Below are 15,877 nucleotides of genomic sequence, written 5' to 3'. Positions count from 1 at the left end.
GGGTACGGGAACGCGGTGGATCCGGATGCATGTCATTGGACGAAGGGGGCACTGCCTGCCTGGTCCACGAACGGAAGCCTCGGCCGGGTGAGGCGTGGCCCATCCGGTTCCCTGCCCTGGGGGGCGTCTCCAGATTGCGGTCCAAGGGGGCGCACCTCCGGCGCCCCGGCCTCAATCACAGTCAACGCGCTGGATGCGCAGGACACACGAGATGCTCGGACTGAAGAAGACCGTCGGGATGTCGGAGCCGGCGAAGGAGTAGTCCGGCGGTAGGCAGTCACCCACTGCGTGGGGGTCCGTCATCCCTGTGGGACGGACCCCCATGTTCTTTCAGGCGCGAGGGATGAGTCCCTGGTCGCGCAGGAAGGTCACGGTGTGGGCCACGCCGTCCGCGAGCGGGGTGGGGCGGAAGGCCAGTTCCCGCTGGGCCTTGGCCGCGTTTACGCGAGCCTCCCAGCGCATGAAGGACAGCTGTCCAGGCGCGACGAGCGGCGTGAAGGGAAACACGCGCGCGAGCGGCGCGGACACGCGGGCCAGGGCCTCCATCAGGAACACGGGCGCGACGGCGGGCGGCTTGCCGGCCCCGGCGGCCTGGTGGATGGCGAGCGCGAGGTCCGCGTTGCTCGCGTACTGGTCGGCGACGAGGTAGCGCTCACCGTTGACGCCGCGCTCGGCGGCGGCGAGGTGCACGTCGGTGCAGCCGTCCACGTGGACCACGGACATGCCGCCCGGCGGGAGCAGCGGGGCCTTCTTGTTGAGCAATTGGATGAAGAAGGAGTTGAGCCCCACGTGCACGGGGCTGGGGCCGTAGACGGCGGCCGGGTTGACAAAGACGACGTCCAGGCCCTGCTGGCGGATGGCCTCCACGGCGCGCTCGGCGTCCTGCTTGGAGCGCTCGTAGACGGTGGGCTTGGGGTGCGGGTCGATGTGGGCTTCGGTCAGCTCGCCGCCCCGGGGCGCGGCGAAGACATCCATGGTGGACGTGTAGACCACGCGGCGCACCTTCGCGGCGTGCGCGGCGGACAGGACGTTCACGCTGCCCTGACGGTTCACCCGGTCGAAGATGGAGTCGTCCCGATGCCACTGCTCCGGCATGCCCGCGGCGTGGAAGACGAGCTCCACGTCATGCAACGCGGCGGGCAGGGTGCCCGGCGACGTGACGTCACCCGGGACGAGCTGCACGGAGGAGGGGAGCAGCTTCGCGGCGCGGGCCGGGTCCCGCACGAGCGCGCGGACGGAGGCGCCCTGCTTCACGAGCCGATGGGCAATGGCGTTGCCGATGAGGCCAGTGGCCCCGGTGACGAGGACGTTCATGGGGCCGGCAATCTAGCCGGAGTCAGCGGTGCCGTGCTCCGCGGGGCTCGGGGCGGGAGCGCAGCCCGTCGAAGAACATCCCGGTGAGGCGGTGGATGCGCTTGGAATCCGAGGCGTCCTCCGCGGCGGCGAGGGAGATGGCCATCGCCATGCACACCACGTCATCCAGGAGGATGTCGCTGCGCACCTCGCCCGCGTGCTGGGCGGCCTTCAGCAGGCGCTCGCCCTCGGCCGTCGTCGCGTCACAGCCCTGGGTGTGGTTCTTGAGGACGATCCCCAGCGACGCCGCGAGCCCCTTGTACATCCCCGCGCAGTGCACGAGCTCCGCCAGGAAGAGGCGCAGGGCTTCGAGAGGGGGCAGTGCCTCCGAGCGTTCGAGGCTCTTCTTCGCGAGCGTCAGCAGTTGTTCGTCGCACGTCGCGGCGAGCAGCGCCTCCCGCGACTCGAAGTGACGGTAGAGCGTGCCGATGCCCACCTCCGCCCGCTTCGCCACGTCGTTGAGCGACGCGTCCGCGCCGCGCTCGGAGAACACTGCATGCGCCGCCACGAGCAGCCGCTCCCGATTGCGCCGCGCATCCGCGCGCAAGGCTCCGCCCGTTGCGTCCTCCTGCGGGTTCTTGGGCTGCTTTGTCATTGCCACTTGAAAAACGGAGGATAGCTCCGCATTTAACCGGAGCAATCCTCCGCTTAGCAAGGGAAAGGCAGGACCTGATGGCGACGAAGCGCGAAACCGTGTTGGTGCTGGGAGCGACAGGGCAGCAGGGAGGCGCGACGGCGCGAGCCTTGCTCAAGGACGGCTGGCGGGTCCGCGCGCTCGTGCGGGACCCGGCGAGCGCGAAGGCCCGCGAGCTTGAAGCGGCGGGCGTGGAGTTGGTGCGTGGGGACATGGGGGACCGCGCGTCGCTCGACCGTGCGGTCGCGGGGGCCTACGGTGTTTTCAGTATCCAGCCCAGCTCGGCACAGGCGAGCTACGGCGTCACGGACGACGACGAGGTCCGCTTCGGCACATCCATCGCGGACGCGGCGAAGGCGGCAGGCGTAGAGCACTTCGTCTACACGTCGGTGCTGGGGCTGCGTCCCGGCACGGGTGTGGACCACTTCGAGACCAAGTGGCGCATCGAGGAGCACGTCCGGGCCAGTGGCCTTCGCGCGACCATCGTGCGGCCGGGGACCTTCATGGAGCTGCTGCTGGTGCCGGACTTCGGCCTGACACGGGGGGCGCTCCAGTTCTTCATCCAGCCGGAGCAGCCCATGCAGTTCATCGCGGGGGAGGACATCGGCGTACTGACCGCACGCGTGTTCGCGGATCCTCGCACGTACGTGGGGACCACGCTGGAGATGGCGGGAGACTCGCTCACCGGCAATGCACTCGCGGAGAAGATCGGCCGGGCCACCGGGACGTCCATCTCCTACTCACGGTTTCCGCCAGAGATGCTTGCGGCGAGCCCGATGCTGCGCAAGCTCGTGAAGCTGTTCGAGGATGGTTTTGTGTTCGAGAGCGCGGACATCCCGGCGCTGCGGCGGCTGGCGCCAGGCCTGCTCACGTTCGATGCGTGGCTGGAGCGCGGGGGCGCCGCGGCGATCCGGGAGCGCTTCGCGGTCTAGGGGGTGTCCCTAAACGAGAGAAGATGAACTGCGGCCGAGGGTAGCAGTCGTGCCCTCGGCCGAGCATCAGCAGGAGGGGTTGCACTAAAGCGGGGCCATTGCCTACCCCAGGGGATGCACCGACATGAACTCACCGACCAGGAATGGAAGCGCATCCGCCCGCTTCTGCCTCCGCGGCGGGGCCGGCACTCGCTCAAAGGCGAGCGTCTGTTTGTCAGCGCCGTGTACTGGCTCGCCCGCACCGGCAGCCCCTGGCGAGACCTGCCCGGTCGATATGGCAAGTGGAAGTCCGTGTACAACCGCTTCAACAACTGGTCGAAGCGCGGCGTGTGGGAGCGGCTCTTCAAGGAAGTGCAGCTCGAGTCGAATCCTCCCGTGCCGGGGGACGAAGCGTCCATCCTCGATGGCACCACCATCCGGGCGCATCTGGACGCCGCGGGAGGAAAAGGGGGGTCCAACACAACGCTCTGGGACGCTCTCGAGGAGGTTTTTCGACCAAGGTCCATGCCCTCGTCGACAGCCGAGGACGGCCACGCCATATCGAACTGACGCCCGGCCAGCGGCACGAGATGACCAAGGCCGACGACCTGATAATGCACGCGGTGGGCGCGGCCTGCATCGCCGACAGCGGGTACGATGCGGACTGGTTCCGCGCCCTGCTCAAGTTCTTCGGCATGAAGGCCGTCATCGCCTCCAAGCCGGAGCGCCCCAGAGCCCTTTCGAAGGACCGCAAGCTCTACGCCCTTCGTTATCTGGTCGAGCGGTTCTTCCATGGCCTCAAGCGCTTCCGCCGCCTCGCGACTCGATATGAGAAGACAGCCCGCAACTACCTTGCCCTCATCCACCTCGCCTGCACTCGGATGTGGCTCAATTAGGGACACCCCCTAGAACGCGACGCAGGGCAGGGAGTCGATGCGCAGCACCGACTCCTGGTCGAACTGGCTCTTGTACTCCTCTCGGATGGCTTCGATGTCAGCCGAGAGTGCCGCGCTGCCATCGTGCAGCAGCACGATGACCTTGGTCTGCTCGTGAATCAGTTCGCCGGACTCCAACCGGTACTGCCCGTTGGCGTCGTACACGGTGAGCTCATCCTGGAAGCGGGGCGTGACGACCGTATCCACGAAGGCCTGGAACTCGGCCTCACTGACGGGCTCGTTGCCCACCCGGTTCCGGCCGAAGGACAGGTCCGTCTGGTACTGCGGATCGCCCACCTTGCAGTTCAGGCCGTCATCGTCGTGCCCGCCACACGCCGCGGCACCCATCCCGAACACGAGGCTCAGCCCCAACAACAGCCGTGAGGAGACGGCGGTCATCCCTGGAAGATGCATCGCGGGTCACTCCGGGAAAGTGGGAGGGGAGCATGACCGGCTGTTTCCATGCGTGATAGAGCGACTCCGGTACGACTCGGAGGAGTGCGCCATGACAGGAGCCATCAGCCTGGAAGCGCTGGCGGAGTACATCCAGGATGCGTTCAAGGACGTGCACATGGACACCTCCACGCCGGACCTCTTCTTCTTCGCGGGGGACGAGCGGAAGCATCCCTTCGCGACCATCGTCACGCGGGACACCGAGTTCGACCATCACTCGGAGCTGGACCGCGATGAGGTGTTCCGGCTGAACCTGGGCTTGAGCAAGGAGAGCTTCCAGAAGCTGTTCCCGGTGCTCGACCCGCGCGTGGACTACACGGATCTGGACGTGCTCCTACCGCACCCGGCCTATTCGCGGATGTTCTGGCTGAGCGTGCTCAACCCCAGCCACGAAACACTCCGGCTGCTGCGCCCGTACCTGAAGGAAGCCCATGCCCTCCAGGTGAATCGGGCCGCCCGGGGCTGAGTCACGGCGTGCGGCTGCGCACGGTCTCATCGCTCCGGGGCACATCCGCGTACCCGGTCATCTCCAGGTAGCCGCGCCCCTGTACGGGCTGGCCCTCGCGCGTGCCGTCCACGGTCACCGCGCCCTCCCAGTAGCGCACCAGCACCGGCAGCTCCTGGTCCGGCAACTTCGGCGTCACCGTCAGCTCCAGCGATACCTTGGGGACCTGGACGCGCCAACCCGCCGGGTACTGGCCGCCGCGCGGACTCTTCCAGGTGCCCCGGGGCTCCAACTGCATGTCATCGGCGGTCAGGTGCACGGCCTCACCCGTCGCGGGGATGTACGTGCCCGCGCTGAAGGCGTCCTTCGACCCGTCCTTCTTGCGCAGTTGGTAGAGCATCAACTCGCTGCCGTCGGTGAACTGGAGCGCGAACCAGTCCCAGCCGACCTGGTCGCCGCTCAGCGCGCTGGTGCTCCACTCGCGGTCCATCCAACTCTCGCCCTTCACCTGCACCGTCTGCCCATCCACCGACACCGTGCCACGCGAAGGCATGCGCGACATCGAGTAGTAGTAGGACGCGTTGCCCCGCTCCGCGCCCTTCTGGCTCAAACCCTTGTCCCCCTGGAGCACCGGCGGCTTGCCTTCGTCCAGCGTCAGCTCCAGCGTCACTCCGTCGCCCTGCGCGCGCAGGTGCATGGGCCATGTGCCGCCCGTGCCTTCGCTGCGCACGTCCCAGTCCTGAAGCCAGACATGGAAGGGCGCCCCGTCCGCTCCCGCCAGTCCCTGCGCCGCGCGGCTGAAGCGCTCGGTGACGTGGAACTTCCCGGCGCTCACGTCCGTGAGCGTGAAGTGCCCCATGAACACCTGGCGCGTGCCCCAACTGGACTCACGCTGTGGCTGCTCCGGCGACAGCGCGCTGCGGAACAGCGTGAACTGGTAGCCGAAGGCGCGCCCGTCCTGCGTCTCTAGATTTCCTGTCCAGTACCACCACTCGGTGCGGAAGTCGGGGTGGGGGCCGTGGTCCTCCGGGAAGTGGAAGGGCCGGGGCTCCATCGCGCGCGCGTAGCCCTCCGTGCCGCCGTCTCCGCCCATCGCGGACGCGACCGTCATGCCGCCTGTGTTCGCGGGCCCGGTGTCCTCCGTGTCCCGCAGCACCACGCCCACCGCCACGCCCAGCGCGGCGAGCACCAACACCACCCCGATGACGAGTCCCCGCCCCATGCCTCACTCCTCCCGCAGCGCCATGGCCGGGTTCGCGCGCGCCATGCGCCACGCCGGGTACAGTCCCGCGAGCGCCGCTGCCACCAGGGCCAGCACCAGCGCCTGTCCCACCACGCCCGGCGCCACCACCAGCTGCAACGTCCACCCGAACGAGCGCTGGTTGATGACGTGCACCAGCACGTAGGCCAATGCCAACCCCAGCGGGATGGAGAACAGCCCCGCGAGCAGGCCCAGCAGGCCCGTCTGCAACGACACCATGCCCCACAGTTGTCCCGGCGTGAGCCCCGTCGCGCGCAGCACCGCGAACTCGCGCGCCCGCTCCAACTGCAACGACATCAGCGCGCTCAGCACGCCCACGAACGCGACGCCAATCGCCAGCAAGCGCAGCACCTGCGTGATGGTGAAGGTGCGGTCGAACACCTCCATCGACGCCTGCCGCAGCGCCCGGTTCGCGCGCACGTTCAAGGCCTGCTCACCGCCCGCGCGGTCGCGCACGCGGGCCACCAGTTCGTCCACGTCCTGCCCGGGCGCGGCGAAGAGGGACAGACCGGACACGCCCCGGTCCTCGTACCAGTGCTCATACGTGGCACGCGGCATCAGCACCGTCCCCACGTCCGAGCCGTAGTCGAAATACACGCCCGCCACGCGGAAGTCGTGCGGCCCCTTGTCGGTGGCGACTCGCAGCGTGTCGCCTGCGTGAACGCCCCGGTGGAACGCGAAGGGCTCCGACACGATGAGCGCGTTCGTTGACGCGTCCAACTGACGCCACACGTCCTCCGCGCGCCCTTCCTTGAAGCGGTACGTCCGCTCGTGGCCCTTCGCGAAGTCCACCGCCAACAGGTCCGTGTCCACGTCGTTGATGCGCACGTGGATGACGCGGATGGATCCGCTCGCCTCGACGCCGGGCGTGGACCGCAGCTTCTCCGCGAGCCCCGGCACCAGCGACGAATCCCCGCGCCGCGCCACCAGTGACGGCGGCGACACGAACACGTCCGCCTGCAACGCGGACTCCAGCCACGCCGCCACCGTGCCTCGGAAGCTGGACACCATCAGGCCCACGCCCACCGTCGTCGCCACCGCGACCATCAACGCCGCCAGCGCCACCGCCGTGCGCGACAGGCTCGCCGTCACGCCTCGCGCCGCCATGCGTCCCAGCGGGCCGAACATCGCGCCCAGCGGCCGCGCCGCCGCCACCGTCAGCTTCTCCGTCACCCAGGGCACCAGCAGCGCGCTGCCCAGCAGTACGCCGAAGAGCCCCGCATACGCCGGCATCAGCGCCTGCGTGGGCCACGCGAGCACCGCCGCCGAGAGGGCCAGGATGATCAACCCCAGCACCGCCAGCCGGGGCGCCCGGTTGCGCGACACGTCCTCCACCGTCGAGCGCCGCAGCGCTGTCACCGGTGCCGCTCGCGCCGCTTCCCACGCGGGGACGAGCGCCGCCAGCACTGTCGCGCCCAGGCCCAGGCTCAGGCCCTTGATGAGCGTGAACGGTTCCAAGGACAGACGCCGTACGTTCACCACGAAGTACAGGTCGTTGATGGTGCGGGTGATGAGGCCTACCAGTCCGCTGGCCATCAGGATGCCCAGGAGCAGCCCCGCCGCGGTGCCCACCATGCCCAGGAGCAGGGCTTCGCCCAGCACCACCGCGAACAGCTCACCGCGCGTCACGCCCACCGCGCGCAGCCGGCCCAGCATCCCGCGCCGCTGCACCACGGAAAACGTCATCGTGTTGTAGATGAGGAACATCCCCACCACGAGCGCCAGCAGCGACAGCGCGGTGAGGTTGGTTCGGAACGCCCGCGTCATCTGCTCCACCGTGCCCGCGCGCCCGGACGTCTGGACCAGCTCCGCGCCCGGCGGCAGCGTGGCCTTCAGCGCCGCGGCCTGGGCCTCTCCGCCCTTCAAGCGCAGGTCCACGCGCGTCAGCCGGCCCTCCTGGCCCAGCACCTCCTGCGCGGTGGAGATGTCCGCGATGAGCAGCGATTCCAGCGCGCGCTCCGTCGTCTCCTGCGAAGGCGTCAGCAGGGCCGATACGCGCAGCTCCCGGCGAAGTCCTGTCACCATCACCGGCAGCGTGTCCCCAGCCTTCACGCCCAGGCTCCGCGCCGTCTTCGCGCCCATCACCACCGTGCCGGGCCGCGTGAGCAGCGTGCCGACGTCCCCCACCGCGCCCCCGCTGGAGAAGTCCCGGAAGGGGGCTTCCGCGAACGGATCCAGGCCGAGCAGCGTGAGCGTGCGGTGGTTGCCGCCCTCCACCTGCACGAAGCCCTGCACTACGGGCGCCGCGTCTGGTGAGTCCGGCCGCAGCTTCAGCGCCGTGTAGACGCCCTCCGGCAGACCGGAGGTTCCTCCTGCGATTTGATGCGTGGCGCGACCCGCGACGACGTCGGTGGATTGCTCGAAGGCTCGCAGCGCGCTGCCGCTCGCCAGGTCGATGGACACCACCACCGCCACGCCCATCGCGATGCCCAGGAGCGACAGCGCCGTGAGCCACGGGTGCCCGCCCAGGTGCCGCAGGCTGGAGCGTGCGAGCAGCGCCCTCATGGCGTCCCCCGGCCGCGCGCACCGCCGGGGCGCTCCACCAAGCGTCCGTTCTCCATCGTCAGCACTCGGTCCGCGCGCTCCGCCATCGCGGGCTCGTGCGTGACGATGAGCGCGCACGCGTTGCCCTGCCGGGTGAGCCCTTCCAACAGGTCCAACACCTGTCCGCCCGTCTCCTCGTCCAGGTTGCCCGTGGGCTCGTCCGCCAGCAGCAGCGGCGGGGCGTGGGCCAGGGCTCGCGCCACCGCCACGCGCTGCTGTTCTCCGCCGGAGAGCCGGTCCGGGAAGCTGTTCGCGCGCGTTCCCAATCCCACCCGTTCCAGCAACTCCCGCGCCCGCGCGCTGGCCTCGGCGCTCGAGCGGCCGAGCAGCTCCAGCGGCAGCCGCACGTTCTCCTCCACCGTCAGCGTGGGCAGGAGGTTGAACGCCTGGAAGATGAAGCCGACGCGCTCGCGGCGCAGCAGCGTGCGGTCCCGCTCCGGCATGCGCCCCAGGTCGCGGCCCTCCACCAGGATTTCGCCGTGCGTCGCCTGGTCGATGCCGCTGATGAGGTTGAGCAGCGTGGACTTGCCGGAGCCGCTGCGGCCCAGCAGCACCACGAACTCGCCCCGGTGCAGGGAGAGCGACGTGCCCGAGAGCACCTCGCGCACGGAATCGCCTTCCGCGTAGGACTTGGTGACGCCGCGCAGTTCGACGAGGGGCCGCGAATCGGGAGGAGAAGAAGGCATGCCGGGCATCCGACATAGCCGATGCCCGGCATCCGGGAGCGTTTCCCCGTCCAACCGGGAGGGATGCCCGCTACTGGACGCCAGCAGCGCCAGGGAGCGCTCAACCCATGACACCCGGCAGGTTGTCCGGGTTGCTTTTCGTGCGTGCCGACACGTCCCGGTGTTTGATGGCCACCTCTCCTCGCCGGAAGCCTTGCCTTCCGCGGGGTAGGGGGGGCCACACATGAATGAAGCCCAGGCCGGGTGGGTGGCGGCGTCCGGCAGTGTGCCCCCGCCGCTGCATGAGCTGCTTCAGCAGCTCCCTGCCTTCTTTGGCCTCTACCGCGGCCCCGGCCACCACATCGAGTTCAGCACCTCCACGCGACTGCCGCTGCTCGACACGCGAGGTCAGGTGGGCATCCCCCTGCGCGAGGCCTGCCCCCAGCTGGAGGGCCCCGGCTGGCACGAGGCCTGGGACCGCGTCTTCGCCACCGGAGAAGCCCTGCACCTGCGCGAGGCATCCGCCCGCGCATGCCCCGCCGACGAGGAGCTCTTCTTCAACCTGTCCCTGCTGCCGCGCCGCGACGCGCAGGGGAAGGTGGAGGGCGTGCTCGCCTTCGCGGTGGACGTGACGGAGCTCGTGAGCACCCGCCGCGCCGCGTGGACCACCGCGGCCTGGCGCACCGAACGCCTCCAGGCGATGACCGCCGCGCTCTCCGAAGCGCTCACCCCCGCGCAAGTGGTGGAGGTGGCCGCTCGCGAAGGCGCCCTCGCCATGGGGGCCCTCACCGGCCTGGTGGTGGTGCCAGAAGGGACGAGCCTGGACGTCTTCGAGCGCGCCGCCGCGCATGGCTTCGCTCCCGGTGAGCTGGAGGGCTGGCAGCGCTTCGAGGTCTCCGCGACCTGTCCCCTCACGGACGTGACGCGCACCCGCGAGCCCTGCGCGCTGGGCTCGTGGACGGAATGCATGGCTCGCTACCCCAGGCTCGCGCAGTTGTCCTTGGAGCGGACCCTGTTGGCATGGGCCTCGGTGCCGCTGGTAAGCGGTGGGCGCGTGTTCGGCGCGCTGGGCCTGGGCTTCGGCGACGCGCGCGACTTCGACGCGCCAGAGCGTGCCTTCCTGCTGACGGTGGGCCGCCTGTGCGCGCAGGCGTTGGACCGCGCACGTCTGTACGACGAGGAGCGCGCGGCCCGGAGCGTCGCGGAGGCCGCCAGCCGCGCCAAGGACGCGTTCCTCGCCACGGTGTCCCATGAGCTGCGCACGCCGCTCACGTCCATCCTCGGCTGGTCGCAGATGCTGCGGCAGGGCCTGCTGGGCGAAGACAAACGACAGCGCGCGGTGGAGGCCATCGAGCGCAACGCCCGCGCGCAAAGACAGCTCATCGAGGACCTGCTCGACATCAGCCGCATCGCCAACGGCCGCTTGCGCCTGGAGCCGGTGCCTTTGGAATTGGGCCACGTGGTGGAGGCGGCGCTGGATGCCGTCAGGCCCACGGCGCTCGCGCGCGAGCTGACGCTCGATGTCTCCGTGGACGAGGATGGCGTGCCGCTGTTCGGCGACCCGGACCGCTTGCAGCAGGTGGTGTGGAACCTGCTCTCCAACGCCATCAAGTTCACTCCGCACGGCGGCCACGTGACGGTGTCCGCGCGCACGTGCGACGAGGGCGCGGAGTTGGTGGTGCGCGACGACGGCGAGGGCATCCCCGCTGAGTTCCTTCCCTTCCTCTTCCAGCGCTTCCATCAGGCGGACACCGGCGTGAGCCGCCAGCACGGCGGCCTGGGCCTGGGCCTGTCCATCGTGCGGCACCTGGTGGAACTGCACGGCGGCACCGTGACGGCCGTCAGCGAAGGGCTGGGGAGGGGCGCCACGTTCACGGTCGTGCTGCCCAACTCGCGCGTGGGCACGGCCCCGGGCTCCTTGCGCGTGCCGCGCCCCGTGGAGGGCCTGACGCTGCCGCGCTTCCCGGAGCTGGAGGGCCAGCGCGTGCTGGTGGTGGATGGCCAGCCGGACGCGCGCGAGTGGATGTCCGTGCTGCTCACCCGCGTGGGCGCGCACGTGCTCACCGCCACCAACGTCACCGACGCCATGGACGAGGTGCGCCGCTCTCCGCCCACGGTGCTGGTGACGGACGTGACGCTGGCCGGCGAGGACGGCTATTCGCTCCTGTACCGGCTGCGCGCGCTGCCCTGGGAGTCCGGAGGCGGTGTGCCCGCGCTCGCCGTCACCGCCGCCGCGCGCCGCGAGGACCGCGACCGCGCCCTTCGCGCGGGCTTCAGCGCCTTCGTCACCAAGCCGCTCGACGCGGTGGAGTTGCTCACGGCGGTGGCGCGTCTTGCTCCGGCCAATCCGGTCGGCTCCTGAAGTCCTCCTCCGCACGCCACGGCTGGAGGAAGTCCCCCACCTCCCGGGCGAGCCGCGCACCGCTCACGTCGCGCGGGATGATGTGGAAGCCCTCCGGATAGGCCACGTGCCGCACCTCGGGACACGCCTTCATCCGCCGCGCGAGCCAGCGTCCGCCCTCCGGATCCACCACGTGGTCCTGCTCCGCGGTGGCCACCAGCACCGGGCAGCGCACCCTCGGCGCGTCCGCCAGCGCCAGGTCCTGAAGCCTGCACAGGTCGCGCAGCCGGGCCACCGGGAACGCGGGCAGCACCGGCGCCTTCGCCAGCACCTCCGGGTCGGAGATGTCCGTGCCGCCCTTGTCCACCCACGGCGTGGTCCATTCGAGCAGCGGCGTGCGGCACAGCTGTCTCACCAGCGCCATGCGCGCGCCCCGGAAGCGCACCGCGGGCGCCACCAGCGCGAGCGCGTGCACGGATTCCGGTTGATGCGCGGCCAACCGCAGCGCCAGGAGCGCACCCATGGACAGTCCGGCGACGAACACGCGACGGTGTCCGGAGAGCGACGCCAGCGCCTCGTCCGCGCAGGCCTGCCAGTCGCGGAAGTCCACGCCCAGCATCGCCTCCGGCGTGGTGCCGTGGCCCGGAAGCCTGGGCGCCACCACGCGCATCCCCCGCGCCGCCAGGGCCTCACCCAGGGGACGCACCTCCCAGGGACTGCCGGTGAATCCATGCAGGAGCAGGCAGGCGTCCGGCCCCCGCCCCAGCGTGAAGGGCGCGGTGGACTCTCCGTCGATGTCGCGCCAGCGCGTGCTCACGGGGAGGACACTGGCCACGACGGGCCCCAGGCGCTATGCCGCCTGACTCATGGCCGACACTCCGACGAAGCCCCCTGAAGTGCAGCTCCAGGTGCAGATGACCGAAGAGGTGTCCAATGGCCAGTACAGCAACCTGGTCCTGACGAATCACACGGACTCGGAGTTCGTGTTGGACTTCCTCTATGTCCAACCTCAGCAGCCCCTGGCCCGCGTCCGCTCGCGCATCATCACCAGCCCGCGCCACGCCAAGCGGCTCTTGAAGGCACTCCAGGAAAACGTGCAACGCTACGAAGCGCGCTTCGGCGCCATCACCCTGGGCGAGGACGAAGGCCCCAAGCACTGAAGGGCAGGAGCCGCCGGGACTTTCCCTCGCGGCCTTTCCCGGCGCACACTGAGCGGCATCGTGTTCCGAGCCCTCGTGTTCGCCGCTGCCCTGTTGTCCGCCGCCAACGCCTCCGCCCAGTGCACCGGGGACGGAGTGCAGCTGTATCCCGCGCCCGGCGGCATCGTCCCCACCAACATGCGCATCCTGCTGGAAGGCGTGGGCACCGCGAAGTCGCCGGTGCTGGGACTGGTGGGCAAGCCGCTGAAGCTGGTCTCCACCGACCACGAGGTGAAGCTCAAGGTCACCAAGGGATGGGAGAGCTCCCTGGGCCGCGCCACCATCATCCTCAAGCTGGCGGAGCCGATGCAGCCGGACAAGCGCTACTTCCTGAACCTGCAGGAGGTGCTCCCCAACATCGCCCTCCTCAACGGACAGGTGGGCGCGCAGCCTTCGTGGCTGAGCGGCAAGGGGCCGGACACCAAGGCACCCAAGTGGGTGAAGCGCCCCGCGGTCTCGGAAGGCTTCGTGCGCCGCTCGCCCCAGGGCATCGCGCGCTTCGTGAAGCTCAACCTGGCGCTGCGCGAGGAGAGCCCCGCTTTCCTGGTGGTGAAGCTGTCGCCGCGCCGGCTGGGCATCTCTCCCCAGCAGTACCTGCTGCCCGTGCAAGGCAATACGGCTTATCTGGGCCATGAGGCCTGCGGTGGGGCGTTCTCTCTAGAGGACGGGCGCAGCTATCGCGCGCGCATCGAGGCCTTCGATGCAGCGGGCAACCTGGCGCCATCCACGCCTCCCGTGGACTTCGAGGCCCCGTCCGCCCAGGGCCCTTAGTAGTGTGTCTGCCCGTTCAACCCGCGACAGGGAGACAACGGGCATGACGGCGACGGTGGATGTGGAGGGTTTGAAGGGGCGCATGGCCGCCTTCATCCAGAAGCTCCAGGACGACATCTGCGGAGCGCTGGAGGAACTGGACGGCCAGGGCCGCTTCCGCGAGGACGCGTGGAGCCGCCCTGGAGGCGGTGGCGGCCGCAGCCGCGTGTTGGAGGATGGCGCCGTCCTGGAGAAGGCGGGCGTCAACATCTCCGTCGTCCATGGCGAATTGGAGGAGGCCTTCGCCAGGAAGCTCCAGGGCGAGGGGCGCACCTTCTGGGCCGGTGGCTTGTCGCTGGTGCTGCACCCGAAGAGCCCGCATGTGCCCACGGTGCACGCCAACTACCGCTTCATCCACCAGGGCGGGCGCGCGTGGTTCGGCGGCGGCGCGGACCTGACGCCGTACTACCTGGACGAAGCGGACGCGGCGCACTTCCACCGCGCGCACAAGGCCGCGTGCGACGCGCACGACCCCACGTACTACCCGCGCTTCAAGGCCGCGTGCGACTCGTACTTCCACCTGCGCCACCGGGGCGAGGCGCGCGGCCTGGGCGGCATCTTCTTCGAGAACATGGGCGGTGACCTGGAGCGCGAGTTCGCGTTCGTGCAGGCGTGCGGCAACAGCTTCATCCCCGCGTACCTGCCCATCGCGCGGAAGCACAAGGACACGCCGGTGACGGAGGAGCAGCGCTACTGGCAGGAGGTGCGCCGGGGCCGCTACGTGGAGTTCAACCTCGTCTACGACCGGGGCACCATCTTCGGCCTGGAGACGCAGGGGCGCACGGAGTCCATCCTCATGTCGCTGCCGCCGCGCGTGCGCTGGCGCTACGACTACCACCCGGAGCCCGGCACGCCCGAAGGCCGGCTGGTGGAGGTGCTGCGCAATCCCCGGGAGTGGGCCTGATGTCCTCGGCTCCGGAGCCCGAGGAGCCCGGCCCCGCGCGCCCCCGCAACCTCGCGGTGCGCCTGGGCGTCGCGGTCACGGTGTTCCTCGCCGTGGCCATGAGCTGCCTGTACATCGCCTACCTGCCCATCATGGGGGCGTCGGGCCGGAGCCGCGCGTCGCCGGAGCGGGTGGCCAATGAGGCCCGCGTCCAGGTGCTGGCCCTGTGCGACGCGGTGCAGGCCTTCCGGGACGAGCACGGCGACTACGTGCCCATCGCGCCCTATCCCGCGCCCGTGCCTCGCCATGGCGAGGGCGTGCCCTTCCCGCAGGACCACGAGTACTTCCACCGCATCGGCTTCGACCCGGGCCCCATCGTTCACCTCCAGTACGAGGTGCGGGTGGAGGAGAGCCCCGTGGGTGAACCCGAGGTGTCCTGCCTCGCCCGCGTGGACGAAGATGGCGACGGCCTCAACGCCGTGTACCGCGTCCGTCTGGATGCCAACGGAATGACCAGCCCCGTGGAGGTGGAGCGCGAGGGGGAGTAGCCGCCCATGCAACTCGGGGTTCTCGTTGTGAGAGAATCCTTCGTGATGGGAAACGTCGGTGACATCCGCGGCCCCCGCGCAGGAGGTCCTCCCGGCTCTGGTGGGCCCCGCTCCGGCGGTGGCTCCTCTGCGCCGACGGGCCCATCGCCAGCGTCTCCGTTCCGCGATGACGGGATGGAGACCTCCACCCCCACCACCTCGTCCGGCGACCGCACCCGCATCGGCTCCCCGCCCGTGGGGCTTCCGCCGGAAGCCGATGGTGGCGCGCCGTTGGAGTCTGGAGCGGAGTCCGGCGAGCCCGGCCTCCCCGGTGGCGAAGGGACGGAGGCCGGCGCCTCTCCGGAGGGTGGCGACGTAGGCCCCCGTTCGGTCCGCGTCGGCATTCCCAAGGGCCCGCAGACCGGCGGGACGACGCGCGCGCCCCGCGCGGACGCCGGCACGGGCTTCGAGTCCCCCGGCGCGGCCACCCAGACGCCCCGGCGCAAGGGCGGCGACGGCTTCCGGACGCCCGGCTCCGTGCCCACCACCGCCAGCCCCTACCTGGGCGCGGGCGAGGCGCGCGGGCCGGTGCTGGACGTGGAGTCGCTCATCCCCTCTGACCTGAACGACCTGGAGAGCCACCTCGCGGTGGGCAAGCGCTTCGCGTCGGACGGGGCGCTCCTGTCCGCGCAGGTGCGGCCCTCGTCGCTGCCCTCGTCGGACCGGGTGGCCCGCCTGTGGGCCTTCTTCGCCGCCTACGCGGAGGCCGCCGCGGCGCACCCGCCCGCCGCGGAGGGCAAGGCCGCCTTCGAGCAGGCCCTCAAGGACCAGGGCTTCGCCCACCTCCACGACGCCCACACCGGGCAGAACGGCGTGGAGGCCGGGATGTGGGTGATGGACGCGCCCACCCCCGAGG

The 15,877-nt window shown here is 70.3% G+C and carries 14 protein-coding genes and 2 pseudogenes; 9 read left to right on the top strand and 7 right to left on the bottom strand.

The features are described from left to right. Positions 1-330: 330 nt before the first annotated feature. Together D7Y15_RS36980 and D7Y15_RS36975 are read right to left on the bottom strand one after the other, a co-directional pair. Positions 331-1,314 carry an SDR family NAD(P)-dependent oxidoreductase gene (locus D7Y15_RS36980; RefSeq protein WP_120575633.1) on the bottom strand — a complete coding sequence of 328 codons (984 nt, stop codon included), beginning with the start codon at positions 1,312-1,314 and terminating at the stop codon, positions 331-333. Between the two features lie 22 nt (positions 1,315-1,336). Then, positions 1,337-1,948: a TetR/AcrR family transcriptional regulator gene (locus D7Y15_RS36975; protein ID WP_121755514.1), complete on the bottom strand. Its 612-nt coding sequence runs from the start codon at positions 1,946-1,948 to the stop codon at positions 1,337-1,339. 77 nt (positions 1,949-2,025) lie between these two features. On the opposite strand from D7Y15_RS36975, the gene D7Y15_RS36970 reads away from it, so the two are divergent. Beyond that, entirely contained in the window at positions 2,026-2,919 is an 894-nt protein-coding gene (locus D7Y15_RS36970) for an NmrA/HSCARG family protein (RefSeq protein WP_121755513.1), read from the top strand. Between the two features lie 141 nt (positions 2,920-3,060). After that, positions 3,061-3,794 (top strand): annotated as a pseudogene (locus D7Y15_RS36965) (IS5 family transposase); the annotation flags it as partial. Between the two features lie 9 nt (positions 3,795-3,803). On the opposite strand, the gene D7Y15_RS36960 reads toward D7Y15_RS36965, so the two are convergent. Continuing rightward, positions 3,804-4,232, bottom strand: a complete 429-nt coding sequence (locus tag D7Y15_RS36960; protein WP_233605233.1) for a DUF3574 domain-containing protein — start codon at positions 4,230-4,232, stop codon at positions 3,804-3,806. Positions 4,233-4,338: 106 nt separating this feature from the next. Between D7Y15_RS36960 and D7Y15_RS36955 the strand changes: the two genes are divergently transcribed. Then, on the top strand, positions 4,339-4,752 hold the full coding sequence (locus D7Y15_RS36955) for a DUF6194 family protein (RefSeq protein WP_120575629.1): 414 nt from the start codon (positions 4,339-4,341) through the stop codon (positions 4,750-4,752). A 1-nt stretch (position 4,753) separates the two neighbouring features. Here D7Y15_RS36955 and D7Y15_RS36950 read toward each other — a convergent pair whose 3' ends face one another. Genes D7Y15_RS36950 through D7Y15_RS36940 form a run of 3 tightly spaced genes read right to left on the bottom strand, consistent with a single transcriptional unit; the run spans position 4,754 to position 9,222 of the window. Next, a complete protein-coding gene (locus D7Y15_RS36950) occupies positions 4,754-5,953 on the bottom strand; it encodes a lipocalin-like domain-containing protein (protein WP_121755511.1) in 1,200 nt (399 codons plus the stop codon). A gap of 3 nt (positions 5,954-5,956) precedes the next feature. Further along, complete coding sequence (locus tag D7Y15_RS36945; RefSeq protein WP_121755510.1) at positions 5,957-8,497, bottom strand: FtsX-like permease family protein; 2,541 nt, start codon at positions 8,495-8,497, stop codon at positions 5,957-5,959. Continuing rightward, the gene (locus D7Y15_RS36940; protein WP_120598205.1) at positions 8,494-9,222 is read right to left on the bottom strand and encodes an ABC transporter ATP-binding protein; all 729 of its coding nucleotides are present in this window, start codon (positions 9,220-9,222) and stop codon (positions 8,494-8,496) included. The genes D7Y15_RS36945 and D7Y15_RS36940 overlap by 4 nt, the downstream gene beginning before the upstream one ends. Before the next feature lie 223 nt (positions 9,223-9,445). Between D7Y15_RS36940 and D7Y15_RS36935 the strand changes: the two genes are divergently transcribed. Next, positions 9,446-11,563 carry an ATP-binding protein gene (locus D7Y15_RS36935; protein WP_121755509.1) on the top strand — a complete coding sequence of 706 codons (2,118 nt, stop codon included), beginning with the start codon at positions 9,446-9,448 and terminating at the stop codon, positions 11,561-11,563. Here D7Y15_RS36935 and D7Y15_RS36930 read toward each other — a convergent pair. Beyond that, complete coding sequence (locus D7Y15_RS36930) at positions 11,517-12,338, bottom strand: carboxylesterase (RefSeq protein WP_121755517.1); 822 nt, start codon at positions 12,336-12,338, stop codon at positions 11,517-11,519. The two genes, D7Y15_RS36935 and D7Y15_RS36930, sit on opposite strands and share 47 nt — an antisense overlap. 70 nt (positions 12,339-12,408) lie before the next feature. On the opposite strand from D7Y15_RS36930, the gene D7Y15_RS36925 reads away from it, so the two are divergent. From D7Y15_RS36925 to D7Y15_RS36905, 5 genes and pseudogenes are all read left to right on the top strand, one after another. Then, complete coding sequence (locus D7Y15_RS36925; protein WP_120575625.1) at positions 12,409-12,702, top strand: DUF3467 domain-containing protein; 294 nt, start codon at positions 12,409-12,411, stop codon at positions 12,700-12,702. A 60-nt stretch (positions 12,703-12,762) separates the two neighbouring features. Beyond that, complete coding sequence (locus tag D7Y15_RS36920) at positions 12,763-13,512, top strand: hypothetical protein (protein ID WP_233605232.1); 750 nt, start codon at positions 12,763-12,765, stop codon at positions 13,510-13,512. A 43-nt stretch (positions 13,513-13,555) separates the two neighbouring features. Beyond that, positions 13,556-14,455: an oxygen-dependent coproporphyrinogen oxidase gene (hemF, locus tag D7Y15_RS36915; RefSeq protein WP_121755508.1), complete on the top strand. Its 900-nt coding sequence runs from the start codon at positions 13,556-13,558 to the stop codon at positions 14,453-14,455. After that, the gene (locus tag D7Y15_RS36910) at positions 14,455-14,982 is read left to right on the top strand and encodes a hypothetical protein (protein ID WP_169821882.1); all 528 of its coding nucleotides are present in this window, start codon (positions 14,455-14,457) and stop codon (positions 14,980-14,982) included. Before hemF ends, D7Y15_RS36910 begins: the two co-directional genes overlap by 1 nt. 174 nt (positions 14,983-15,156) lie before the next feature. After that, positions 15,157-15,877, top strand: a pseudogene (locus tag D7Y15_RS36905) (hypothetical protein); the annotation flags it as partial.

The organism is Corallococcus sp. AB030 (assembly GCF_003668965.1).
Lineage (GTDB): Bacteria > Myxococcota > Myxococcia > Myxococcales > Myxococcaceae > Corallococcus > Corallococcus exiguus.
The sequence above is the reverse complement of the archived record's forward strand: the minus strand, read 5'-3'. Positions and strand labels throughout refer to the sequence as shown.